Annotated in this window: 21 protein-coding genes, 1 tRNA gene and 1 riboswitch; of the genes, 12 read left to right on the forward strand and 10 right to left on the reverse strand. The window is 61.2% G+C overall.

Translation table 11 applies throughout. The annotated features are described in order from the left end of the window. Window positions 1–38 precede the first annotated feature (38 nt). Entirely contained in the window at window positions 39–662 is a 624-nt protein-coding gene (locus tag OKC43_RS13705; protein WP_236271746.1) for a PepSY-associated TM helix domain-containing protein, read from the forward strand. Window positions 663–899: 237 nt separating this feature from the next. Here the strand turns inward: OKC43_RS13705 and OKC43_RS13710 are convergent. Beyond that, window positions 900–985: transfer RNA gene (locus OKC43_RS13710), tRNA-Leu, on the reverse strand. Window positions 986–1,128: 143 nt separating this feature from the next. Between OKC43_RS13710 and OKC43_RS13715 the strand changes: the two genes are divergently transcribed. Then, window positions 1,129–1,662, forward strand: a complete 534-nt coding sequence (locus OKC43_RS13715; protein ID WP_236271745.1) for an RDD family protein — start codon at window positions 1,129–1,131, stop codon at window positions 1,660–1,662. A 74-nt stretch (window positions 1,663–1,736) separates the two neighbouring features. Here the strand turns inward: OKC43_RS13715 and lptG are convergent, their stop codons facing one another. Together lptG and lptF are read right to left on the reverse strand one after the other, a co-directional pair. After that, window positions 1,737–2,807 carry an LPS export ABC transporter permease LptG gene (gene lptG, locus OKC43_RS13720; protein WP_193860547.1) on the reverse strand — a complete coding sequence of 357 codons (1,071 nt, stop codon included), beginning with the start codon at window positions 2,805–2,807 and terminating at the stop codon, window positions 1,737–1,739. Between the two features lie 25 nt (window positions 2,808–2,832). After that, the gene (lptF, locus tag OKC43_RS13725) at window positions 2,833–3,945 is read right to left on the reverse strand and encodes an LPS export ABC transporter permease LptF (RefSeq protein ID WP_043821844.1); all 1,113 of its coding nucleotides are present in this window, start codon (window positions 3,943–3,945) and stop codon (window positions 2,833–2,835) included. 172 nt (window positions 3,946–4,117) lie between these two features. On the opposite strand from lptF, the gene pepA reads away from it, so the two are divergent. From pepA to OKC43_RS13740, 3 genes are all read left to right on the forward strand, one after another. Further along, on the forward strand, window positions 4,118–5,626 hold the full coding sequence (gene pepA / locus OKC43_RS13730; RefSeq protein WP_005336423.1) for a leucyl aminopeptidase: 1,509 nt from the start codon (window positions 4,118–4,120) through the stop codon (window positions 5,624–5,626). A gap of 174 nt (window positions 5,627–5,800) precedes the next feature. After that, window positions 5,801–6,256: a DNA polymerase III subunit chi gene (locus OKC43_RS13735; protein ID WP_005336425.1), complete on the forward strand. Its 456-nt coding sequence runs from the start codon at window positions 5,801–5,803 to the stop codon at window positions 6,254–6,256. A 64-nt stretch (window positions 6,257–6,320) separates the two neighbouring features. Beyond that, the gene (locus tag OKC43_RS13740; protein WP_236271744.1) at window positions 6,321–9,173 is read left to right on the forward strand and encodes a valine--tRNA ligase; all 2,853 of its coding nucleotides are present in this window, start codon (window positions 6,321–6,323) and stop codon (window positions 9,171–9,173) included. A 70-nt stretch (window positions 9,174–9,243) separates the two neighbouring features. Here OKC43_RS13740 and OKC43_RS13745 read toward each other — a convergent pair whose 3' ends face one another. Next, window positions 9,244–10,230, reverse strand: coding sequence for a sodium:calcium antiporter (locus OKC43_RS13745; protein ID WP_236271743.1), 987 nt, complete (start codon window positions 10,228–10,230; stop codon window positions 9,244–9,246). Between the two features lie 87 nt (window positions 10,231–10,317). After that, window positions 10,318–10,425, reverse strand: a riboswitch (yybP-ykoY riboswitch). Between the two features lie 172 nt (window positions 10,426–10,597). Here OKC43_RS13745 and OKC43_RS13750 point away from each other — a divergent pair. Next, on the forward strand, window positions 10,598–11,185 hold the full coding sequence (locus tag OKC43_RS13750; RefSeq protein ID WP_033115503.1) for a superinfection exclusion B family protein: 588 nt from the start codon (window positions 10,598–10,600) through the stop codon (window positions 11,183–11,185). Between the two features lie 96 nt (window positions 11,186–11,281). Here OKC43_RS13750 and OKC43_RS13755 read toward each other — a convergent pair whose 3' ends face one another. After that, window positions 11,282–12,142 carry an AraC family transcriptional regulator gene (locus OKC43_RS13755; RefSeq protein ID WP_236271804.1) on the reverse strand — a complete coding sequence of 287 codons (861 nt, stop codon included), beginning with the start codon at window positions 12,140–12,142 and terminating at the stop codon, window positions 11,282–11,284. 4 nt (window positions 12,143–12,146) lie between these two features. Beyond that, the gene (locus OKC43_RS13760; RefSeq protein ID WP_005336436.1) at window positions 12,147–12,644 is read right to left on the reverse strand and encodes a GNAT family N-acetyltransferase; all 498 of its coding nucleotides are present in this window, start codon (window positions 12,642–12,644) and stop codon (window positions 12,147–12,149) included. 161 nt (window positions 12,645–12,805) lie between these two features. On the opposite strand from OKC43_RS13760, the gene OKC43_RS13765 reads away from it, so the two are divergent. Further along, window positions 12,806–14,254 (forward strand): catalase, encoded by a 1,449-nt coding sequence (locus OKC43_RS13765; protein ID WP_236271742.1) that lies wholly within the window; start codon window positions 12,806–12,808, stop codon window positions 14,252–14,254. A 311-nt stretch (window positions 14,255–14,565) separates the two neighbouring features. On the opposite strand, the gene OKC43_RS13770 is transcribed toward OKC43_RS13765, so the two are convergent. Further along, entirely contained in the window at window positions 14,566–14,883 is a 318-nt protein-coding gene (locus OKC43_RS13770; RefSeq protein WP_236271741.1) for a DUF1496 domain-containing protein, read from the reverse strand. A gap of 223 nt (window positions 14,884–15,106) precedes the next feature. Here OKC43_RS13770 and OKC43_RS13775 point away from each other — a divergent pair, with 223 nt between their 5' ends. Together OKC43_RS13775 and OKC43_RS13780 are read left to right on the forward strand one after the other, a co-directional pair. After that, window positions 15,107–16,282 (forward strand): hypothetical protein, encoded by a 1,176-nt coding sequence (locus OKC43_RS13775; protein ID WP_236271740.1) that lies wholly within the window; start codon window positions 15,107–15,109, stop codon window positions 16,280–16,282. Window positions 16,283–16,391: 109 nt separating this feature from the next. Further along, entirely contained in the window at window positions 16,392–17,168 is a 777-nt protein-coding gene (locus OKC43_RS13780; protein WP_270804017.1) for a substrate-binding periplasmic protein, read from the forward strand. A gap of 12 nt (window positions 17,169–17,180) precedes the next feature. Here the strand turns inward: OKC43_RS13780 and OKC43_RS13785 are convergent, their stop codons facing one another. After that, entirely contained in the window at window positions 17,181–18,029 is an 849-nt protein-coding gene (locus OKC43_RS13785; protein WP_236271738.1) for a helix-turn-helix transcriptional regulator, read from the reverse strand. Between the two features lie 146 nt (window positions 18,030–18,175). On the opposite strand from OKC43_RS13785, the gene tyrS reads away from it, so the two are divergent. From tyrS to OKC43_RS13800, 3 genes are all read left to right on the forward strand, one after another. Continuing rightward, window positions 18,176–19,441, forward strand: a complete 1,266-nt coding sequence (gene tyrS / locus OKC43_RS13790; protein ID WP_139734570.1) for a tyrosine--tRNA ligase — start codon at window positions 18,176–18,178, stop codon at window positions 19,439–19,441. 168 nt (window positions 19,442–19,609) lie between these two features. Further along, the gene (locus OKC43_RS13795) at window positions 19,610–20,521 is read left to right on the forward strand and encodes a lipase family alpha/beta hydrolase (protein WP_236271803.1); all 912 of its coding nucleotides are present in this window, start codon (window positions 19,610–19,612) and stop codon (window positions 20,519–20,521) included. Continuing rightward, on the forward strand, window positions 20,518–21,267 hold the full coding sequence (locus tag OKC43_RS13800; protein WP_236271737.1) for a lipase secretion chaperone: 750 nt from the start codon (window positions 20,518–20,520) through the stop codon (window positions 21,265–21,267). The genes OKC43_RS13795 and OKC43_RS13800 overlap by 4 nt, the downstream gene beginning before the upstream one ends. 36 nt (window positions 21,268–21,303) lie before the next feature. Here the strand turns inward: OKC43_RS13800 and OKC43_RS13805 are convergent, their stop codons facing one another. Together OKC43_RS13805 and OKC43_RS13810 are read right to left on the reverse strand one after the other, a co-directional pair. After that, window positions 21,304–22,005 carry a hypothetical protein gene (locus OKC43_RS13805; RefSeq protein WP_236271802.1) on the reverse strand — a complete coding sequence of 234 codons (702 nt, stop codon included), beginning with the start codon at window positions 22,003–22,005 and terminating at the stop codon, window positions 21,304–21,306. Window positions 22,006–22,049: 44 nt separating this feature from the next. After that, complete coding sequence (locus OKC43_RS13810; RefSeq protein WP_236271736.1) at window positions 22,050–22,445, reverse strand: acyl-CoA thioesterase; 396 nt, start codon at window positions 22,443–22,445, stop codon at window positions 22,050–22,052. Window positions 22,446–22,633 lie beyond the last annotated feature (188 nt).

Here is a 22,633-nt window from a genome sequence, read left to right on the forward strand (position 1 = left end):
CAGCCCCTGCTGGCCAGTTTTTTTATGAAGCAACCACGATGAAACGCAGAAGAGTTCCCCTTCACAACAACAAATGGGTACGCCGCCTCCATGCCTGGGCCGGTTTTTTTACCCTCGCCCTGATGCTGATGTACGGCATCACCGGTCTCTGGCTGCAACACCGTGCCGTGTTGCCCATCCCCGGCCCCCATACTGACAAATCGAGTGAAGAGATAGTGCTGGAGGCGCCGCTCGCCAGCCCGGAGCAGCTGAAAATCCTGCTGCAACAGCGCTATCCCGATACCTTTGCCGACGGGCGAACCATGATCACCCCTGCCCAGACCCTGCCCACCCCGAACGGCCCGCTCATCCTGCCCGCCAAGTGGGAAATGCGCGGCGTCACCCTCAGCCAGAGCGTGGCCGCCAGCTATGTTGAGGGTACCCTGCTGGTACGTACCGACCTGCAGCAAGCCAACTTTGCCGCCAGCCTCAACCGGCTGCACCGCGGCATGGGTACCGGCCTCGGCTGGCAGCTGTTTGGCGATATCGCCGCCCTGGCCCTGCTGCTGCTCGCCCTCACCAGTCTGTTTATGTGGACCAAGCTGCACGGCACACCCAGAGCCATCATCGCGCTGACACTCGCTGGCACCCTCGGTACCCTGCTGTTTGCGCTGCTGGGATAGTGCGGCAACCATGTTCTGATGCAGCAAGGTTTGGAAAAAACCGCAATAGAGACAGGCCGCTGGCGGTGATGCCGTCAGCGGCTATATCAAGGAAATGAAATAACGGAGAGCGGGAAAAGAGAAGGGATACCAAGAGGTAACGGGAAGTACTGCCTGCTCAGCAGCAACGCACCAATGCGCAGGAACGCCAAAAAACAAAAGGCCATCATTGCTGATGGCCTTTTGTCATGAATTTGATGGTGCCCGGGGTCGGACTCGAACCGACACGGTTATTCACCGGCGGATTTTGAATCCGCTGCGTCTACCGATTTCGCCACCCGGGCAACTGCGAGGGATTATACGAATGGCGCGATGCCATGCAAGGTGTTTTTCGATTGAACACTCCCGTTTGTTCATTTATTCAACGCCTTGCCGATGCGGGGCCAGTTACATAGAATGCCGCCATCATCTTAATGGAATAAAAACGATGGCCAAGCCTAAAAAAGTCCAACTAAAATCCCCCTCTCCTGCCACTCAGCCATACCCGTCAGCAGGTCTGCTGCGTCGCCTCGGCGCTCTGATTTATGATGCGCTGGTGGTGACTTCGCTGCTGATCATCGCCGGCTTTATCGGCATGGGTGTCGCCAAGCTGTTGCTGGTCACCGGCATGGCCAGCGTACCGGCGGGTGAAGATACCGTCTGGTTGCTTACCCGCCACCACCTGAGCCTGATCTACACCCTGTGGCTCGCCTTCGTCATCTGTGGTTTCTACACCTGGTTCTGGACCCGCGCTGGCCAGACCGTCGGCATGCGCGCCTGGCGGCTGCGCATTCAGAACGAAGATGGCAGCCATATCCGTATTACCCAGGCGCTGATCCGTCTCGCCACCGCCGCCTTTGGTCTGGGCAACCTGATGTGCCTGTTCAACCGCCAACGTCCGCGGGCGTTTCAGGATATCTGGGCCGAGTGCGAAGTGATCGTGCTGAACAAGCAGGAAAATCTGGAATTGCTTAACAAGTAATACCGGAGCAATGCAGCAACGAAAGAGGGCACCAACAGGTGCCCTCTTTGCATTTCCTCATAATCCCGTGCGGATTACTGCTTGCGGCTGAGGATGTAGAAGGAGATGCCGCCAAACAGCAAGCTGGGCGCGATAGCCGCCAGAATCGGCGGTACCGCATAGACCAGACTGATGGGGCCAAACACCCGATCACTCACATAGACGGCAAAGCCGGTCATGATCCCCATCAGCATCCGTGCCCCCATGCTCACAGAGCGTAGCGGGCCGAAGATGAAGGAGGAGGCCAGCAGGATCATCGCCACCACTGAGAGCGGTGACAGCAGTTTGCGCCACATCTCCAGCTTGTAGCGACCGGCATCCTGCTTGTTGGCATCGAGATAGCCGATGTAATCGAGCAGACCGGAGACCGAGAGGTTCTCGGGGTCGATACTCACCACCCCCAGCTGCTTGGGCGTCAGCTCCGAGCTCCACTCCATCTTGTCATGCTGTTCGCTACGGATCTGCGCCGGGTCGTCGAAGCGGGTAACCTGAGTCTGCTTGAGCAGCCAGTGGTGACGCTCGAACACACCCTCCTGCGCCTGCACCACGTCGATCAGCTTGCGCTCGGGGGTGAAGCGATAGAGGGTGATGCCGGTGAGGGCGCCATCGTTGCGCACCCCGTTGATATTGACGAAGTTGTTGCCATCGCGAGCCCACACCCCGTAGGCGGAAACCGTCAGACGACCTTCGGACAGCGCGCCCGCCTTGATGTCATCAGCTATGCGCTTGGCGGCGGGGGCCACATATTCCCCCATCAGCCCTACCATGATCATCAGCGGGATCGCCGTCTTGAGCGCCGCCATCACGATACTGATCTTGGAGCGACCCGCCGCCTGCATCACCACCAGCTCGGAGCTGGTCGCCAGCTGACCCAGACCAATCAGGCCACCCAGCAGCGCGGCCAGCGGGAAGAAGAGCACCGCCTCCTTGGGCATGGAGAGCAGCACATAGTAGAGGGCGTTGATCATGTCGTAGTTGCCGTCACCGACCGACTTGAGCTGCTCCACATATTTGATGAGCCCCGCCAGACCAACCAGCGTGATTTCACACAGCAGGATCGACATAAAGATGACCCGACCGATATACCTATCGAGAATGCCAAACATCAGCAGAAGTTCCTATGTTGCAGCATCATGCTGATTTTCTGTTGAAATAGCGCCCTTTCACCCCGTTCCACCAGCTGGTGCCCTGCAGATTGAGGGGCAGGCCGATAAACAGCAGGTAACCGAGCGGCACCAGGAACATCCCCGGCCAGTAGGGCAGCCGACCGCTGTCGATGGCCGAACGGGCGGCGCTGAGCAGCAGGAAGTAGGAGAGATAGAGCATGATGGCTGGCAACAGCTTGGCGTAGCGCCCCTGACGGGGATTGACCCGCGCCAGCGGTACCACCAGCAGGGTGAGCACCGGAATGGAGAGGGGCAGCGAGATACGCCACTGCAATTCCGCCATCATGGCGTTGTCCTGGGTACCGAACAGTTCCATGGTCGGCTTGGCCGCCGCCTTGCGGTTGGAACGCTCCATCTCTTGCTGGCGGATCACCAGACCATATTCGCGAAAATCGGAGATCTGAAACTGCTTGCCGGAGAAGTTCCCTTCGTAGCGGGAGCCATCCATCAGGGTCAGCCACTGCAGACCGTTCTCATCGACCGTCACCACCCCTTCGGTCGCCACCACCACCGAGGGAGGATTGTTCCCCTCCGCCCGCTGCAACACGAAGATCTTTTGCAGTTTTGAGCCGTTGTCGTTCAAATCCTGGATATAGGCAACCAGACGCCCCTTGTCGAGCTCCATAAAGCGGCCCGCCTGCAGGAAGGAGATACCCGGGTCCGCCTTGAACTCGTCGATCACCTGATACTCGCGCTCCTTGGCCTGCGGGGCGATCCAGCCAGTGTTGAACGCCGCAACCACCGCCGTCAGCAAGGCCAGCAACATGGCGCTGCGCATCACAAAACGGTGGCTGAAGCCGACCGCATGCATCACCGTCATCTCGCTTTCGGCGTAGAGGCGACCATGGGCAAACAAAATGGCTAAAAAGAGACTGATAGGCAGCATCAACAGCGCCATATTGGGCAAGTTGAGCAGCAGCAGGGTGGAGACCAGACGTGTCGGCACCTCGCCATCGGCAGCGTCACCGATGATCTTGATAAATTGTTGGCTGACAAAGATAAGCAGCAATACGAATAACACTGCCAGCTGGGTTTTCAGGGTTTCCCTGAACAAATATCGGAAAACGATCACAGTCATTCCCAAGTAAACTTGTGTTTTTAGTCGAATGCCTGAAAAATAGGGCCGTATATTGGATTTTTACCAGTTTGAACTGCGGAGCCTGTGGCTGTTCGCTCCGCCTCTGATACCCCAACAAGCACCGCATTATTCAATAAAAGGTGCCTTTTGTCTTTAGGATGTAGGAGATTCCATGGAGTTCAGTGTAAAGAGTGGCAGTCCAGAGAAGCAACGGAGCGCCTGCGTCGTAGTCGGCGTATTTGAGCCTCGTCGCCTCTCTCCGGTTGCCGAACAACTGGACAAGATCAGCGATGGCTATATCAGTTCGCTGCTGCGCCGTGGCGACCTGGAAGGGAAACCAGGCCAGATGCTGCTGCTGCATCAAGTACCGGGCGTGCTCAGCGAGCGCGTACTGCTGGTCGGATGCGGCAAGGAGCGGGAACTCGACGAACGCCAGTACAAGCAGATCATCAACAAGACCATCACCACCCTGAACGAAACCGGCTCCATGGAAGCGGTCTGCTTCCTCACCGAGCTGCACGTCAAGGGTCGGGATACCTATTGGAAGGTGCGCCAGGCGGTAGAAACCACCAAGGCGGGCCTCTACAGCTTCGATCAGTTCAAGACCAACAAGGCCGAGCCACGTCGCCCGCTGCGCAAGCTGGTATTCAACGTGCCGACGCGTCGGGAACTGACCATTGGTGAAAAAGCCATCGCTCACGGTCTGGCCGTGGCCAAGGGTGTGCGGGTCTGCCGCGACGTGGCGAACATGCCGCCCAACGTCTGCAACCCGGCCTATCTGGCCTCCCAGGCCCGTCGTCTGGCAGATGCCTACGACAACATCACCACCAAGGTGGTGGGCGAGCAGGAGATGGCCGAGCTCGGCATGAACTCCTATCTGGCGGTAGCCCGCGGCTCCGACAACGAAGCCATGATGGCCATCATCGAATACAAGGGTCATCCGGATGCCAAGCCCATCGTGCTGGTCGGCAAGGGTCTGACCTTTGACTCCGGCGGCATCTCCATCAAACCGGCCGATGGCATGGACGAGATGAAGTACGACATGGGTGGCGCCGCCTCCGTGCTCGGTACCATGCATGCGCTGGCCCAGCTGCAACTGCCGATCAACGTCATCGGCGTGCTGGCAGGCTGCGAGAACATGCCGGGTGGCAACGCCTATCGTCCGGGTGACATCCTCACCTCCATGTCAGGCCAGACCATCGAAGTGCTCAACACCGATGCGGAAGGTCGTCTGGTGCTGTGTGATGCACTGACCTATGTGGACCGCTTCGATCCGGAAACCGTGATCGACGTGGCGACTCTGACCGGTGCCTGCGTCATCGCGCTGGGTCACCACACCTCGGGTCTGCTGGCCAACCACAACCCGCTGGCCCACGAGCTGCTCAACGCCTCCGAACAGGCGGGTGATCGCGCATGGCGTCTGCCGCTGTTTGACGAGTATCAGGAGCAGATCGACAGCCCGTTTGCCGACATGGCCAACATCGGCGGTCGTCCGGCCGGTACCATCACCGCGGCCGCCTTCCTGTCACGCTTCACCAAGAAGTACAACTGGGCCCACCTGGATATCGCCGGGACCGCCTGGAAGAGTGGCAAGGATAAAGGCTCCACCGGTCGTCCGGTGCCCCTGCTGACCCAGTTCCTGCTGAACCGGGCTGGCGTGGATATCGAAGAGAAAGAGTAACTCTCCGGCCCCTGCCGATGGCTGCATCGGAAGGGTTGGCGTTACCCTGAACCACAAGGAAGAGGCCCGCCTCTTCCTTGTTTCATTCTTGAATCAGTGAGCTGCGGACGGGAAACGCCCCGTCAGCCTCATGAGGCGGTCAACAGTCCGTCACCGCAAAACGGGATCAACCTGATGAGCCAAGTGACCTTTTACCTGATGAGCGAACAGGATGACGCGCAGGCCTCTGCGGTCGAGCGACTGGCCTGCACTCTTGCAGCCGAGTCGTGGGGCGCGGGCCATATCTACCTGTTCTGCGACGATGAGGCTCAGGCTCTGCGCCTGGACGAGCTGTTGTGGCAACTGCCGCCGGAGCGCTTCGTGCCGCACCAGCTGCAAGGCGAAAGCGGCATGGCCCCGGTGGAGATCGGCTATCAGCCACCGAAACGGCGCTACGCCCGCCTCATCAATCTGGCCACTGCGACACCTTTGTTTGCAGGACACTTCGCTCAAGTGGTAGATTTTGTCCCCACTGACGAAACACAAAAGCAGCAAGCCCGCGAGCGCTACAAGCACTATCGCCAGGCAGGCCATACCCTCGAAATGAGGGACCAGCCCGTCCTTGCCGCACCGGATCCGGCGCAGCCCTGACTGCAACCAATTGATCCATAAAGAATCAACACCAGACTCCATCCATCCAGATTACGGCGAGACCATGGAAAAGACTTTTAATCACAACGCCATCGAACAGGCGCTCTATCAGCACTGGGAAGCCCAGGGTTACTTCAAGCCCCACGGCGACACCAGCAAAGACTCCTTCTGCATCATGATCCCGCCGCCGAACGTCACCGGCAGCCTGCACATGGGTCACGCCTTCCAGCAAACCCTGATGGATACCCTGATCCGCTACAACCGCATGCAGGGCAAGAACACCCTGTGGCAGGCAGGTACCGATCACGCCGGTATCGCTACCCAGATGGTGGTTGAGCGCAAGATCGCCGCGGAAGAGGGCAAGACTCGCCACGATTACGGCCGTGATGCCTTCATCGACAAGATTTGGCAGTGGAAGGAAGAGTCCGGTGGCACCATCACCCGCCAGATGCGCCGTCTGGGCGACTCCGTGGATTGGGAGCGCGAGCGCTTCACCATGGATGAGGGTCTCTCCGCCGCCGTGCAGGAAGTGTTTGTTCGTCTCTACGAAGATGGCCTGATGTACCGCGGCAAGCGTCTGGTGAACTGGGATCCGAAACTCAACACCGCCATCTCCGATCTGGAAGTGGAAAACCGCGAGATCAAGGGCCACATGTGGCACCTGCGCTACCCGCTGGCCAACGACGCCAAGACTGCCGAAGGCAAGGATTACCTGATCGTCGCTACCACACGTCCGGAGACCATGCTGGGCGATACCGCCGTGGCCGTGAACCCGGAAGACCCGCGCTACAAGGCGCTGATCGGCCAGCACATCCTGCTGCCGCTGGTGAACCGTCTGATCCCCATCGTCGCCGATGAACACGCCGACATGGAGAAGGGCACCGGTTGCGTGAAGATCACCCCGGCCCACGACTTCAACGATAACGAAGTGGGCAAGCGCCACAGCCTGCCGATGATCAACATCTTCACTCTGGACGCCCACGTGCGTGCCGAGGCCGAAGTAGTCGACACCAACGGCAACCCGAGCACCGCCTACGATGCCGCCCTGCCGGCCGAGTTCGCCGGTCTGGAGCGCTTCGCCGCTCGTAAAGCGATTCTGGCCAAGCTGGAAGAGCTGGGTCTGCTGGACGAGATCAAGGATCACGTGCTGCAACAGCCTTACGGCGATCGCGGTGGCGTGCCCATCGAGCCGATGCTGACCGACCAGTGGTACGTGCGCGTAGCACCGATGGCCAAGACTGCTATCGAGGCGGTGGAAGATGGCCGCATCCAGTTCGTGCCGAAACAGTACGAAAACATGTACTTCTCCTGGATGCGCGACATTCAGGACTGGTGCGTCTCCCGTCAGCTGTGGTGGGGCCACCGCATCCCGGCATGGTATGACGATGCCGGCAACGTCTACGTTGGCCGCAGCGAAGATGAAGTGCGCGCCAAGCACAGCATCCCGTCCGTAACCACCCTGCGTCAGGACGAAGACGTGCTCGACACCTGGTTCAGCTCCGCTCTGTGGACCTTCTCCACTCTGGGCTGGCCGAACAACACCGAGGCACTCAAGACCTTCCACCCGACCGACGTGCTGATGAGCGGCTTCGACATCATCTTCTTCTGGATTGCCCGGATGATCATGATGACCATGCACTTCATCAAGGACGAAAACGGCCAGCCGCAAGTCCCGTTCAAGACCGTCTACATCACTGGCCTTATCCGTGACGAAGAGGGCCAGAAGATGTCCAAGTCCAAGGGCAACGTGCTGGACCCCCTCGACATGATCGACGGCATCTCGCTGGAAGATCTGCTGGAGAAGCGCACCGGCAACATGATGCAGCCGCAGATGGCCGAGAAGATCGCCAAGCGTACCGCCAAGCAGTTCCCGGAAGGGATCGATGCCCACGGTACCGACGCCCTGCGCTTCACCCTGGCGGCGCTGGCCTCTACCGGTCGTGACATCAACTGGGACATGAAGCGCCTGGATGGCTACAACAACTTCTGCAACAAGTTGTGGAACGCCTCCCGTTATGTGCTGATGAACACCGAAGATCAGGATTGTGGCTTCAACGGCGGCGAGATGCAGTTCAGTCTGGCGGATCGCTGGATCCAGTCCCAGCTACAAGTGGCCATCCGTGACTTCCGCACCGCCCTCGATACCTACCGCTTCGACATCGCGGCTGGCGTGCTGTACGAATTTATCTGGAACCAGTTCTGTGACTGGTATCTGGAGCTGACCAAGCCGGTACTGACCAAGGGTTCCGAGGCCGAGCAGCGCGCTGCCCGCCACACCCTGGTGACCGTGCTGGAAACCCTGCTGCGTCTGGCGCACCCGATCATCCCGTTCATCACCGAGACCATCTGGAAATCGGTCGCGCCGCTGGCCGGCGTACACGCCGACACCATCATGATTCAGGCCTTCCCGGAGTTCGACGCCGCCAAGGTGGACGAAGCCGCGATGGCGGATCAGGAGTGGGTGAAGGAGTTCATCGTCAGCATCCGCAACATCCGCGCCGAGATGAACGTGGCCCCGAGCGTGCCCCTGAACGTGCTGCTCCAGTGCGATGCCAAGGATGCCCAGCGCGCCGCTGACAACGAGGCCTTCCTCAAGTCGCTGGCCCGTCTGGAGTCCATCCGCGTACTTAGCGAAGGTGAAACCGCACCGCTGTCAGTGAAGAAGCTGATCGGTGCCACCGAGCTGATGATCCCGATGGCCGGTCTCATCGACAAGGATGCCGAACTGGCCCGTCTGGCCAAAGAGGTTGCCCGTCTGGTGGGCGAGTGCGGCCGTATCGAAGGCAAACTCGGCAACGAAGCCTTCGTCGCCAAAGCACCGGAAGCGGTCATCGCCAAAGAACGCGAGAAGCTGGAAGATTACCGTCTCCAGCTGACCAAGCTGGAAGCCCAGCAGGCCGAAATCGCCGCGCTGTAAGCGCCGCGACCAACCGCGACAGCAAAGCCCCCTGACCCAAGGGGGCTTTTTCATATCCGCGCCTCCCGTTTCAGCTCACCAGCAGCCAGCCGCAAAAACCGAGATAGAGCAGACCGACCAGCGCCAGCCGTCCGGCGGTCATCGCCCCCTTTCTGAACCCCCACCAGAGCAACCCCACCGCCAGCAGCGTCACCAGCGAGGAGGCCATCATGGCGCCATCCAGCAACCAGGGGGTAAAGAGCAGACAGAACGCCTTGGGGATAGTGCCCTGGATCATCATGGCTCCGGAGATATTGGCCAGCGCCAGCCGATTCTTGCCCTGTCGCACCCAGATCAGCACGTTCATCAGCTCCGGCATCTCGGTCGCCACCGGGCTCAGCAACAGGGCTGCCAGCACCGGCGAGAGGCCAAACAGCTCGCCCATGCTCTCCAGCTGATGGACAAACAGCTGGGCCGCCAGCGCTACCACCACCAACGCAGCCAGCGTCTGCAGCAACACCTTGCCAAGGGGCGGGATCCCGGCATTTGGAGCCAGCTTGAGGGGCTCCGGCAATTCGACTTCGTGGCTGTCACTCTGTTTCAGCTCGCGCCTTACATAGACGAGGTAGACCAGCACAAAGAGCGGAGCCAGCCAGCTCTTGCCGGTGAAGGCGACCAGCCCCAGCGCGGTCGCCACCAGAAAGATGCCGATAAACCAGCGCTGATCCCGGCCAATCTCGCGCTGCACCTCGCCATCGATGGCCCGTTCGGTACGCCCCATGCAAAGCAGCAGGGTGAGGCCGACTGCCGCATAGCCGATGGTCGCCAACACCAGCGGCCCGCCAAGGGCGGCGCCAATGCCGACCTCCTGCTGGGCGGTTGTGTTGCCCATCAGCAGAGCGGTCAGGGTCACGATACACTCGGGTAGCGCCGTACCCAGTGCCGCCAGCAGCGAACCGGTGGCGCTTTGGGAGAGTTTGAAGTGGTGGCCGGTCCACTCGATGCCGTTGACGAAGTATTCGCAGGCAAGGTAGATGGTGACCGCAGAGACGAGAAATAACAGCAGGGTAATCAACATAATAGATACCGCCAGGCGAGCAGAGTAACCAATGGGCCCGACATGGCTCGCCCGGCTGGCGTGCATATCGAGGCCAAAGGTCTTGCAGAGCGATAGTGCCTATCGCCGCCCATGCCATGGATGCGAGGATCCAAGAGTGTTGACATGGGCCCGGCCCGGAATGCGGGCGGGTTGCTACTCCCCAATGACTGAGGGGACGTTTTACCAACTCGACCGCCGCCTCACAAGGCAAATTAATGACAACTCATTCAATAAGTTGTAAGGGAATGTAACCTCACCAGCCTCCCCTCCCCGCCGTCATTGCGCTGTTGGCACACCGATTGCTGTAGGTAGTTCACTATCCACAACAGTTTGGGAAGGATGAACAATGAAACGGTGGATCCAACATTTCTATCAACTGAACCGCCTCAACTGGATGATGGTCTGGTTGTTGCTCTGTTGCAGCATCATTTTGCTGTTTCCAGCCGGACTGATGAAGGGGGCCGTCAGCCAGTGGGCCACGACCCACGCGGCCTGGCTGGGTGTCGGCATGTTGATCGCCATCTCCTACTTCTGCAGTCAGGGCTTCCTGATCGCCTGGGAGTGGGCCTGTGACGAGTGGCAGGCACGCCGCCAGCAGGATCAACTGGCCCAGATGATCAGCTTCCTCGATTTCAACGAGAAGGCGGTGCTGCGCGAGTTCGTGCTGCAGCGTAAAAGCGTCATAAACCTGCCGATCACCGAGCCAGCCGTCAAAAACCTGATGGATGCCGGCGTTCTCACCTACGCCTACGGCAAACCGACGCGCGAGAAAGAGGACGAGAACCAGATCCGCGCCCTGATGATCGCCCTGCCCGCCCGACCGCTGCTCACCTACAAGGTGCTGGGGCTGTCGCGTGGCAAGATGAGCGACGAGCAGGTGGAGCAGATCATGAATGCCAGACCCAAGTTCGCCCAGAAGGGGTTCCAGCGCTAACCGCCGCCCAACCGCCAGATGCAAAAGAGCCGGACATTGTCCGGCTCTCTAATTTCTGCACGACGTTCTGTACCATCCCTTGCGTCTTGTTGTGCCCTACCCCTTGAGGCTGGAGCAAAAGCTGACATCGTCCTGCACCGGATCATCGCTCATGCTGTGATAGAGCTCGAAGCAGGGACCATTGCCAAACTCCAGCCCGGCAGCAACGATGTCGCCGATATGTTCCTGCCAACGCGGGCCATACTGACTGCGGTCGGTAATAAGATAACGGGACTGCGCGTAACGACCGGCGGGAATAAGCTGGATCTCGACCGCCCCCATCCCCACCGTCCCCGCAGGCACCGTCACCCCGATGTCAGTGCGACACTGGGCTGGCGGAGTCACCTCGGGGTTATCGTGATAGATGAAGATCCACTCCCCACCTTCCAGACCGCGGGCGCTGGCCCACTGATGCAGCTGGCGGCAGACGGGGTCATACCCCTCGCCATAGGGGCCGGTGACACGCATATAGGCCAGAGTACGGGCGTCCATCTCGATGGTTTTCATGGTATTGCTCCTTGCTGATGAGTGACCCTCAGCATAAGGATTCGGCTGCACAAGTGCGTGTCCATCCTTGCTCATCAAGTGTCCATTCTTGCTCTTGTCGCGGCGAAACTCTCCCGGCGTGCAACCATAGTAACGGCGAAATACCTTGGCAAACGCCTGAGAGCTGGCGAGCCCCGCCCCCAACGCAATGGCCGTGACACTGGCATCGGTATAGCAGAGCTGCCAAGCAGCCCGCTGGATGCGCAGACGACGACACATCTCCCCGGGCGTCTCCCCCGCCACAGCCGTAAACACCCGGTGAAAATGGTAGAAAGACAAGCAGGCACTGCTTGCCAGCGTTTCGATGGAGAGCTCGGGATTCTGCTCCAGCGCCCGGATCACCGGGCGCAATCTGGCCTGATAATCGACCATACCGTTAGCGACTGGCGCCCCCCGCGACTCTGGCCATATAGAGCGCATCCACATAACGCCCTTGGCGGAAGGCATAGTCACGGGCTCGCCCCTCCTCGGTAAAACCGAACTTGCGATAAAGCGCCTGTGCGGCCTCATTGTCGGTATAGACGGTCAGCTCAATCCGGTGCAGGTTGAGCCAGTTATCGGCCAGATCCAGCGCCGCGGCCATCAGGGCAGAGCCAGCCCCCTTGCCAGCCCAGTCATCCCGCACTCCCATGCCAATCCCGGCCACATGCTTGCGTCTCGGATTGGACTCAACCAGCAGCGAGAGCTGGCCTACCAGCAGGCCGTCAACCTCGGCCACCAAGGCGATCACATCACTGCTCTCCAACCGCTTCTGCCACTGGCTAAGGGGAGGTGTGGGCAGGTGCAGAGTGCCCGCCTGGGCATTAGGCATGGCGTAGAGATCCCGCAAGGCGGGGGCATCGGTGGGTTCGGCATGACGGATAGTAATCTGCATATGAGGCTCCTTCTCGAAACCTCCATCATGCAATATCCGGCGCGGTTACACATCCCCTACCCGCACCCATTTGTCTTGCCTATCAAAGGGCGAGGAAAGGCCCATTGGCCGAGCACGGCGCAGATCCGTAGGCTGACCCCATATCAACAAGGAGAGAAGCCATGACTGACAAGACCCTGCACAGCGCCAACGGCGCCCCCGTCGTCGACAACAACAACAGCCTCACCGCCGGCCCGCGCGGCCCCATCCTGATGCAAGACATCTGGTTGATGGAGAAACTCGCCCACTTCGACCGCGAGCGCATTCCCGAGCGGGTGGTTCACGCTAAGGGCTCGGGCGCCTACGGCACCTTTACCGTGACCCACGACATCAGCCAGTTCAGCAAGGCCGATCTGTTCAGCGCCATCGGCAAGCAGACGCCTGTATTCCTGCGCTTCTCCACCGTAGCCGGTGAGAAGGGCGCCGCCGATGCCGAACGCGATGTGCGCGGCTTCGCCCTCAAGTTCTATACCGAGCAGGGCAACTGGGATCTGGTGGGCAACAACACCCCGGTCTTTTTCATCCGCGATCCGCTGAAATTCCCTGACTTCATCCACACCCAGAAGCGGGATCCGCGCACCAACCTGCGCAGCGCCACTGCCGCCTGGGACTTCTGGTCACGCCATCCGGAATCCCTGCATCAGGTCACCATACTGTTCAGCGATCGCGGCATCCCCAAGAGCCTGCGGGAGATGAACGGCTACGGCAGCCACACCTTCAGCTTTATCAACGACGCCAACGAGCGCTTCTGGGTCAAGTTCCACTTCAAGACCGAGCAGGGCCACAGCTTCTACACCGATGAAGAGGCCGCCACCGCCGTCGGGCAGGATCGGGAGACCAGTCAGGCGGACCTGTTCAACGCTATCGAGCGGGGCGACTTCCCGCGCTGGAAGGTCTATGTGCAGGTGATGCCGGAGGCCGACGCCCAGACTTACAACATCCACCCGTTCGACCTCACCAAGGTGTGGCCGCACAGCGACTACCCGCTGATCCCGGTGGGCATGCTGGAGCTTAACCAGAACCCGGACAACTACTTCGCCCATGTGGAGCAGGCGGCGTTTACCCCGGCCAACGTGGTGCCCGGTATCGGCTTCTCGCCGGATCGCATGCTGCAAGGGCGACTCTTCTCCTACGGCGACACCCAGCGCTATCGCCTCGGCGTCAACCACGGTCTGCTGCCGGTCAACGCCCCGCGCTGCCCGTTCCATCACGGCGCCCATCGTGACGGTGCCATGCGGGCAGACAGCAATGGCGGCGCCAGCCCCAACTATCAGCCGAACCGTTTCGGCACCCAGCAGCCGAGCGAGCAGCACGAACCGGCGCTGAGTCTGGAAGGGGCCGCCCTGCACTACGACTTCCGTGATTACGACAGCGACTACTACAGCCAGCCGGGCAACCTGTTCCGCATCATGGACGAAGGGCAGCGCTCGCGGCTCGCCGCCAACCTGGCCCGCTCCCTCATCAATGTGGAGGATGACGCCATCGTCGCGGCCCAGCTCAAACACTTCGAGCAGGCCGACCCCGAATACGCCAAGCGGGTCGAACTGGCACTGGCCACCTTGCAGCGCTAAGCCGCAAGCAGGCAAGACCTGCAAAAACAAAACGGGGGCCTGATGGCCCCCGTTGTTATTCTGCTAAGAGTAATAAACGCAAAAACGGAGCCCGAGGCTCCGTTTTTTCAATGCTGTATCAATCCCGGACGGAACGCGCTTCGCGCTCTTCCCGCTCCCTTGCCAACAGGCGTTTGTACCACCAGCTACTGCGACGACGTTGTGCATTGGAAGAGCGACGAGCCATTTCTTAGGTTCCAGCCAAGAGAAGAAAGGAGCTGCATTATGCGACAGGGATCACGTCCATGTCTTTAGCTGGATCAAGAAAAGCCTCACTGACCCACGGAAATCGTCTTCTGATCTTTCGCACCACGGGTGGCAGGCAACACCACCGCAGGAGAGCGCCAGGCCAGCGGGCCATTGCGCTCGAGGTCGTTCAGCGGGCCGCACTCCAGCCAGATATCGCCCTGCAGAATGCGGGCCCCTTCGGAATATTTCTGATCCGCAAACCAGCAGACCCGCTCGGGCAATGAGCCCAGCGGCAACACCAGCTCGGGACTGGCAGACTCGCCCACCACAGTGGTTTTGGACGCAGCCAGAGCGGGGGTGAGCCAGAGGGAGGCCAGCAGGCAAAGCAGTAAATTTTTCATGAGAGGGATCCTGTTTCGATGGGGGGCACTCTCGAAGAATCGACCAGCCCCGTAGTTTACTTGACTGACAATCATACTGCCTGCTGGCATTGTGGAACCAATATGGTAGCCTGCCAGCGCCTGCGGGCAGTCTCTCGCTGCCACGCGCAAACTTCCGGTGAATTTGTCACGTTCTGACAAAATATAACCTTATTTATCAAATCGTTATTTGGATATTATCCCAATGCGTATCATGCCGTTGCTTCAGGCGGCCTGCCTGAGCCTGATGTTGTCCGCCTGCGTTGCCCCATTGCTGATGATGAGCCCCACCAGCCAGCTGATGTGGGCTCTGCTCAAGCCGCTGGTCGGCTTTGACCCGAACGAGGTCAATCTGTTCGAACAACCCCTGATCAAGGATCGGATGACCGCCATCCTTGGCCCCAATTACGACAGCACCATGCAGTTGCTCAAGACTGCCGACAAGTTACAGCAGGAGGGGCCGCTTTTCTATGTGGTCTCCGAGTATGCGCCCGTGCCGGATATCGCCAAGCAGGCGGGGATGGTGTGGAACTCGCAAACCAACCAGATGTCGGTATTGCTGCAAAAAGGGGATGGCACCACCCTGACCTTCGGCGAAAATCTGGCGGGCACGGCACCGACCTGGCCAACCGCCATGCAGGGCTGGCAGACCCCCGCCAGCCAGCTCACCCCGGCGACCAATGCCCTGACCGGCGCGGCGACCAGTCAGAGTGGCGCCTCCCCCTTCTCCCTTGGCAGCGCGCTGGGCACAGTGACCCGCGGCGTCACCGGCTCGCTGACCAACAGCGCTAGCCAGGCTATCAGCGGCGCAGCCTCCCACGCCACCAGACAGGCCACCGGACAGGCCACCCAAGCGGTGAGCCAAAGCGCGACCAATCTGACTCGCAGTGCGACCACCGCAGTCACCGCGCCTGCCAAACAGGCAGCCAGCAGCGCAGCTGCCACCGTGACGCAGGAAGCCACCAAAGCTGTGGCAGCTCCCGCCAAACAGGCCGTCAGCAGCACTGCCGCCACCGTGACGCAAGAGGCCACCAAAGCCGTTGTCACACCAGCCAAACAGGCCGTCAGCAGCGCCACTGCGGCCGCGACCCAAGAAGCCACCAAGGCCGTTGCCGCTCCTGCCAAACAGACCGTCAGCAGTGCCGCGGCGACCGTGACACAGGAAGCCACCAAAGCCGTTGTCGCTCCGGCCAAACAGGCAGTCAGCAGTGCCGCCGCTACCGTGACACAGGAAGCCACCAAAGCCGTTGTCGCTCCGGCCAAACAGGCCGTCAGTGCCGCCTCTCATACGGCCGGAGAGAACGTCGCCGATGCCGCCAGAGCGGCGGAAGCCAAGGCGCGCGCCAAGGCAGAGGCGGAGATGGAAGCCCTGCTCAAATAAATCGACAGGCCACCGCAAGGTGGCCTGTTTTGTATCCCGCTACCGGATCATGACGTTATGGAAAAGGCCACATAGACTGTTAGGTAACTACCCGCACAAGGAGTGCATCATGCGTCGTCTGCTCCCTGCTCTCGCTTCTCTCGCCCTGTTTATCGCGCTCCCGGCTCCGGCACTTATCTACTATTCGGAGCAGAACATGCCACTCAATGGCCAGGATAAAAATGGTCAGCCAGTGGGGTTGGCGGTCGAGTTGCTACGCCTGATGTGGCGTGAAATGGGAGAGCCGGAGCAACCCATCCACTTTCTGCCCTGGGCCCGCGGCTGGTATCTGCTGACCCAGCAGCAAGAGGCCGTGCTCTTTACCACGGCGCACACCAAGGAGCGGGATCCCCACTTCCTCTGGGTCTGCCCCATCAGCCACTCCAGGGTCGCGCTGGTCGGCCGCAAGCAGGATGCCCCCAAAGTGGCCAGCAAAGCGGATCTCGCCAAGCTGCAGATCGGCGTGATGCAGGCGGATGTCGGGGAGCAGTTGCTGCTCAACCGCGGGATCAGCCCGGGCAATATGATGGCGGTGGAGCGTATGGATCAGGTGGTGCGCCAGCTCATCATGGCACGCACCGATCTGGTGGCGGGCAACGAGGTGATGTTGCGCCATCAGGCCAAAGAGCTGGGTTTCCCCAGCGAGGATTTTGTCACCGTCGCGATCATTGAAGAGCAGGACAACTGCTTCGCCTTCAACCTGAGGGCAGACAAACAACAGGTTGCCCGCCTGCAACAGGCGCTGGACAAGGTCAGACAGGGGGATGAAAACAAGCAGCTGATGAAGCGCTACCAGTTGCTCAGTATCCTGCCCGAAACCACTCCCACCCTCCCGCGCATCGAGTAACCCCGGCCCGCCCTATGGCGGGCTCGTTGTATCTCCCGTCGATGAGACGGGGGATGCCTCCACCGGCGCCGTAATGAGGTGGTTCAGAAAGAGATTGAACAGCTCGGCCCGCGAGCCGAGCCGCAGCTTGCCATAGAGATGCTTGCGGTGATTCTTCACCGTGCCGCTGCCAATCCCGAGCGCTGCGGCAATCGCCTCCGTATCCAGTCCCTGCAGCAGCAACTCCGCCACCTGCCGCTCGCGCCGGGTGAGCAGATCCCCCCCGACACTCGCCATCGCCAGCTCCACCGCGCTCTTGAGGCTGGCGCTATCTGGCAGCGCAGTGCTCTGGGCCAGCAGCGGCTGGCTCTGCCGCCACTGCTGACGACAGAGCGAATGCACCAGCGGGAACAGCTGCTCCAGCCTCGCCAGCTCGTCACGACTGAGGGTACTGCGCTTGTCGAGGCGCCCCAGAAACAGCATCAGCGTCAGTCCGTCCCGCACCGGCAGGATCAGCCCCACCTCCTCCTGCCAGCCGGTGGCCTGATAGAAGTGGTGGCGATATTCGGGATCGAGCCGCCCTTGGGAGACCTGCGCCAGGGTCCAGACGCCGGCAGGCAAGCCCTGCTCCAGCGCCTGCATAAAGGGATCCTGACTGAAGTGGCTGGTGAGGTAGCGGTCAAACAACAGAGCCCGCTGATGATTGAGGTTGTCGTAGAGGTAGACGGGGCGCTGCCCCACCCCGAGCAGCAGGGCGCAATCAAACGCCACCTGTTGCTGGATCAGCCGCACCAGCGCCGCCGCAAAGGCGCTACTGTGCAGGGCATCGACCACCTCGGTCATGCTGCGGGTTAAGGCATCTGTGGTGAATGGCTGGGTCATGGTGGCACGTTTCCGGTGACGGGGAGCGATTCCCCGCTATGGCTGAATGCTAGCACGAGAGTGGCAAAACTGTCCCTTAGGGGACATATCCACCACCAACCAGAACGGCGAGGATGACGGCTTTTCCCCCTGCTGTTGGAGAACCCATGATCAACCCCCACCTGCTCGATGAGCTGACCGAGCGCGGCCTTGTGGCCCAGAATTCCGACCCGGCGGCCCTGGCCGACCATCTTGCCACCCCGCGCACCGTCTATTGCGGGTTCGATCCCACCGCTGGCAGCCTGCATATCGGTCATCTGGTGCCGCTCTTGATGCTGCGCCGCTTCCAGCTGGCGGGCCACACCCCGGTGGCACTGGTGGGCGGGGCAACCGGCCTTATCGGCGATCCCAGCTTCAAGGCGACCGAGCGCAGCCTCAACAGTGCCGATACCGTGCAGGGTTGGGTCGCCAGCCTGTCGGCCCAAATCAGGGCGCTGCTGCCCGCCGATGAGGGCCTGTCGGCCCCGCAACTGGTCAACAATGGCGACTGGATGGGGCAGATGTCCGCCCTCGACTTTCTGCGGGATATCGGCAAGCACTTCTCGGTCAATGCCATGCTGGCGCGGGAGTCGGTGCGCCAGCGACTGGCCCGCCCGGATCAGGGCATCTCGTTCACCGAGTTCTCCTACGCCCTGCTGCAATCCTACGACTTTGCGGTGCTGCACCAGCGGCTCGGTTGCACCCTGCAGATTGGCGGCAACGACCAGTGGGGCAATATCACCAGCGGCATGGATCTCACCCGTCGCCTCCATCAGGCGCAGGTGCACGGCATGACCCTGCCCCTTATCACCAAGGCAGACGGCACCAAGTTCGGCAAGACCGAAGGGGGCGCGGTCTGGCTCGATCCGGCGCTCACCTCCCCTTACGCCTTCTACCAGTTCTGGCTCGGCACCGCGGATGAGGATGTCTACCGCTTCCTGCGCTACTACAGCTTTATGTCGCTGAGCGAGATTGATGCACTGGAGGCGGAAGACGCGAAGCGGCAGGGGCGCAAGCAGGCCCAGCAGGTGTTGGCGAACGAGCTGACCGAGCTGGTACACGGCAAGGCGGCGTTGGCGGCAGTGCAGCGCATCAGCGAACTGCTGTTTAGCGGCGATGTAGCTCGCCTCGGCGAGAGCGATCTGGCCCAGCTGGCGCAGGATGGCATGCCATGCAGCACCGTCAGCGGCGAGACGGACCTGGTCAGCCTGCTGGTCAGCTGCGGTCTGGCGAACTCCAAACGCATCGCCCGCGAGCTGCTGGCGGCGGGGGCCATCAGCCTCAATGGTGTGATCAAGCAGGATGAACAGCTGAGCGCTACTGATCGGCTGTTTGGTCGCTACCTGCTGCTGCGCCGGGGCAAGAAGCAGTATCACCTGGTGGAGTGGCAATAAGCCGCAGGGCGGGGAGTTCAGCCTCCCCGCCCGCACCCTGAATCCCTTTTGAATCCCGAGTTGCGATCCCCCTCACAGCCTCTCCCGTCAGCAGCCACCATACTGGCACCGGCGAACATGGAGTACGCCACACAATCTGTTCCTCACGAATCAACAAGGATGCTGATGATGAAGAGATGGCTTCTGGTGCTGCTCTGCACCCTGCCCATGCTGGCACACGCCAGCGGATACACCCAGACCCGCTACCCCATAGTGCTGGTGCACGGCCTGTTCGGCTTCGACAAGCTGCTCGGGGTCGATTACTTCTACGGCATTCCCCAGGCCCTGAGCCGGGATGGTGCCAAAGTCTACGTGGCCCAGGTGTCAGCCACCGCCAGTTCGGAGCAACGGGGGGAGCAGCTGCTCGCCCAGGTCGAGCTGCTGCTGGCGGCCACCGGCGCCGAGAAGGTCAACCTCATCGGCCACTCCCACGGTGGCCCCACCATCCGCTATGTCGCCTCGGTCGCCCCCGAGCTGGTCGCCTCCGCCACCAGCGTCGGCGGGGTCAACTATGGCTCCGAGATTGCCGATCTGGTGCGGGCCAATGCCGCCCCCGGCAGCGCCGCCGAGAAGCTGGCTGCCGCCGCGGCCCACGCTCTCTCCGGCATGATTTCACTGCTCTCGGGCGGGAGCCAGCTGCCGCAAGATCCGGTCGCCGCCCTCGATGCCCTCACCAGCAAGGGAGCCAGCCAGTTCAACCAGCGCTACCCGGAGGGGCTGCCCAGCCGCTATTGCGGCGAGGGGCCGATGCAGGCAGCCAACGGCGTCTACTACTTCTCCTGGAGCGGGCGCGGCAACCTGACCAATCTGCTGGATCCGGTGGATCCTGCGCTGGCGCTGACCGGTGCCTTCTTCAAGGAGCCCAATGACGGACTGGTCGGGGTCTGCAGCAGCCACCTCGGCAAGGTGATCGGCACCGGCTACCGGATGAACCATCTGGACGAAGTGAACCAGTCCTTCGGTATCCACCATCTGTTCGAGACCGATCCGGTCACCCTCTATCGCCAGCATGCCAACCGTCTCAAGGAGCTGGGACTATGAAGATAGCCACCCTGCTCGTCGTGCCCTGCGCCATCACCCTGCTGCTTGGCGGAGTGTTGCTCTGGCCCACGGCACCGACGGCAGACTCATCCCCCGCTCAAGCCAGCCAGCATGCACAGAGCCACCCGCACGATCCCGAGCAGGAGGCCGCCGATGCCCTGCAGGCGCGCTATCGCACCTTTGTCTCCGCCCAGAGCAGCCTGACGGTGCCCACCGAGATCTCCCTCGCCAGCTTGCAGATCCTGTTTGACGAGCGAGAGCAGCTGCGCCAGCAGAGCTTTACCCCGGCGGAGCAGGCCCAGCTGTTTGCCGAGGATCGGCTGATGGAGCAGCTGACCCTGCGCCGCAGGGCGCTGGCGGAAGCAAGAGACAGCGACAAGTCGCAGCTGGCCAGCGAGCTGGATCTCTGGCTGGCGGAGCAACCGGGCTGGTTTCGCGAGGCGGAGGCCAACAGCCGTCTACTTGAGGAGTTGCAAGGGCTGGCGCAGATGGACCCGGCCAAACGGGAGGCTCTGCTGCTGGAGACAGGGGGGCCGGAAGCGGTGGATCGGATGCACCAGCTGGAGCAGAACCGGCAAGGGTTCGAGGAGCAGCTCAGCGGCTTTCTGGCCGAGCTCAGACAACTGCCGAACGAGACCCGGGCCGAACAGCAGCAGGAGCTGCTGGCCCGCTGGTTCGAGCCCGGACAGTGGCGCCGGGTCGAGGCACTCACCCGGCTCAAACTGGGGGAGCCACACACCGAATGAGAAGGGGGCCCGAGATGGGCCCCCTTGCTATTGCGCTCATTGCGGCTTGTTGGCCCCCGGCAGCGGCTGCCAAGTGAGGCGGGTCACTAGGGTGCCCTGCACCTCGCACTTGAGGCTCAGCTCCTGCCACCCCTTATCCTGACGCAGGGAGACCTCCCCTTCGATCCCCTGCTCGCCAATCTTCAGCTTATCCTGCTCGAAGATCACCTTGTCGCCATGGGCGAGATCCATCAGTTTGCCGTTGCAGAGCCAGTGAGCGAGATCCGCCCCCTTCAGCTTGACGCCCCCCTTGGCCGCCTTCTGTTCGGCCGCGCTCACCACAAACAGCTTGCTCAGCTCGGCAGCCCGCTTGGTGAGCCACTCCTGACGCTGCTGCATGCTCATCTTGCTGACGAACTCGGCGGGCTGACCCTTCTCGTCCAGCCACTGGGTCAGCTTGCCGCTGTCGTCAAAGGCGAACTGGGCGGCGGGCTCTTTGACCCCGAACAGCTTGCCGCCCTTGAAGTAATAGCGGCTCTCCCCTTCCAGCTTGCCCAGCTCGTTCATGATGGGCACGGCGATGATGACGGGGGCGCCATCGATCCAGGCCTTGATATCGACGCCGTCATGGCTGAATTGACGGGTATCGAGGGCGCTCTCGGCCCCCTTCTCCATCAGGGTAAACTGCTCGGCGAGAGAAGCGGCCAGAGAAGGGAGGGAGCAGAATCCCAGGGTCAGCGCGATCGCTGTGTTGCGCATTGAGTTGTACATAACACTCCTGTGATGGGCCATCCGGCCCGTGGTTAACTCTCTGTCAGCCAGGCCCGCAGTCCTTCCCGGTGAGCATCGCTCAGGGGCAGGGATTGGCGGGCCCGGTAGTCAAAATGGATCAGGGTCGTTTCGGCGGTGACGGCCAGTTCGCCGCCCTGCCAGGCCTCCTGCCAGGCCGTAAAGGAGCTGGTGCCGATGCGGCGCACGCCGGTCTTGATGGTGACCGGCTGGCCGTAGAACAGCTCCCGTTTGAACTGCACCGTATAGCCCGCGATGATCAGATGCCAGTTATGCACATCCAGATCGGGGGAGAAGATCCGGAACAGGGGATCCCGCGCCGATTCGAACCAGACCGCCGGCACCGTATTGTTGATATGGCCGAGGGCATCCGTCTCCTGAAAGCGGGGTTGGATCTGCATTTCCAGCATGAGTTGACTCCTTGTCTCTTTGTTTCTGTCCTTGTCCGTTCATGGGACATCAGTGGCCAATGGGTGGCCGCCGGGCATCGCCAGCGGATCAACATGTTACATGATACTGCTGGCCCAAGCACAGGGATGCCCACGACCCTGCGCGACCGGCCAGCGGGTGTCGCAGTGCGGCGGATTGTAGGGCTGCA

This window comes from Aeromonas sp. Y289-2 (assembly GCF_027705925.1).
GTDB lineage: Bacteria > Pseudomonadota > Gammaproteobacteria > Enterobacterales > Aeromonadaceae > Aeromonas > Aeromonas veronii.

Bases quoted from the DNA above. Each gene is read 5' to 3' on its own strand.
- OKC43_RS13765 (WP_236271742.1), top strand. From the start codon at position 12,806: ATGACTGACAAGACCCTGCACAGCGCCAACGGCGCCCCCGTCGTCGAC.
- OKC43_RS13805 (WP_236271802.1), bottom strand. From the start codon at position 22,005: ATGCGCAACACAGCGATCGCGCTGACCCTGGGATTCTGCTCCCTCCCT.
- lptF (WP_043821844.1), bottom strand. From the start codon at position 3,945: ATGACTGTGATCGTTTTCCGATATTTGTTCAGGGAAACCCTGAAAACC.
- lptG (WP_193860547.1), bottom strand. From the start codon at position 2,807: ATGTTTGGCATTCTCGATAGGTATATCGGTCGGGTCATCTTTATGTCG.
- OKC43_RS13785 (WP_236271738.1), bottom strand. From the start codon at position 18,029: ATGACCCAGCCATTCACCACAGATGCCTTAACCCGCAGCATGACCGAG.
- OKC43_RS13715 (WP_236271745.1), top strand. From the start codon at position 1,129: ATGGCCAAGCCTAAAAAAGTCCAACTAAAATCCCCCTCTCCTGCCACT.
- OKC43_RS13735 (WP_005336425.1), top strand. From the start codon at position 5,801: ATGAGCCAAGTGACCTTTTACCTGATGAGCGAACAGGATGACGCGCAG.
- OKC43_RS13745 (WP_236271743.1), bottom strand. From the start codon at position 10,230: ATGTTGATTACCCTGCTGTTATTTCTCGTCTCTGCGGTCACCATCTAC.
- OKC43_RS13740 (WP_236271744.1), top strand. From the start codon at position 6,321: ATGGAAAAGACTTTTAATCACAACGCCATCGAACAGGCGCTCTATCAG.
- OKC43_RS13770 (WP_236271741.1), bottom strand. From the start codon at position 14,883: ATGAAAAATTTACTGCTTTGCCTGCTGGCCTCCCTCTGGCTCACCCCC.
- OKC43_RS13795 (WP_236271803.1), top strand. From the start codon at position 19,610: ATGAAGAGATGGCTTCTGGTGCTGCTCTGCACCCTGCCCATGCTGGCA.
- OKC43_RS13780 (WP_270804017.1), top strand. From the start codon at position 16,392: ATGCGTCGTCTGCTCCCTGCTCTCGCTTCTCTCGCCCTGTTTATCGCG.
- OKC43_RS13760 (WP_005336436.1), bottom strand. From the start codon at position 12,644: ATGCAGATTACTATCCGTCATGCCGAACCCACCGATGCCCCCGCCTTG.
- OKC43_RS13750 (WP_033115503.1), top strand. From the start codon at position 10,598: ATGAAACGGTGGATCCAACATTTCTATCAACTGAACCGCCTCAACTGG.
- OKC43_RS13810 (WP_236271736.1), bottom strand. From the start codon at position 22,445: ATGCTGGAAATGCAGATCCAACCCCGCTTTCAGGAGACGGATGCCCTC.
- tyrS (WP_139734570.1), top strand. From the start codon at position 18,176: ATGATCAACCCCCACCTGCTCGATGAGCTGACCGAGCGCGGCCTTGTG.
- pepA (WP_005336423.1), top strand. From the start codon at position 4,118: ATGGAGTTCAGTGTAAAGAGTGGCAGTCCAGAGAAGCAACGGAGCGCC.
- OKC43_RS13800 (WP_236271737.1), top strand. From the start codon at position 20,518: ATGAAGATAGCCACCCTGCTCGTCGTGCCCTGCGCCATCACCCTGCTG.
- OKC43_RS13705 (WP_236271746.1), top strand. From the start codon at position 39: ATGAAACGCAGAAGAGTTCCCCTTCACAACAACAAATGGGTACGCCGC.
- OKC43_RS13775 (WP_236271740.1), top strand. From the start codon at position 15,107: ATGCGTATCATGCCGTTGCTTCAGGCGGCCTGCCTGAGCCTGATGTTG.
- OKC43_RS13755 (WP_236271804.1), bottom strand. From the start codon at position 12,142: ATGGTCGATTATCAGGCCAGATTGCGCCCGGTGATCCGGGCGCTGGAG.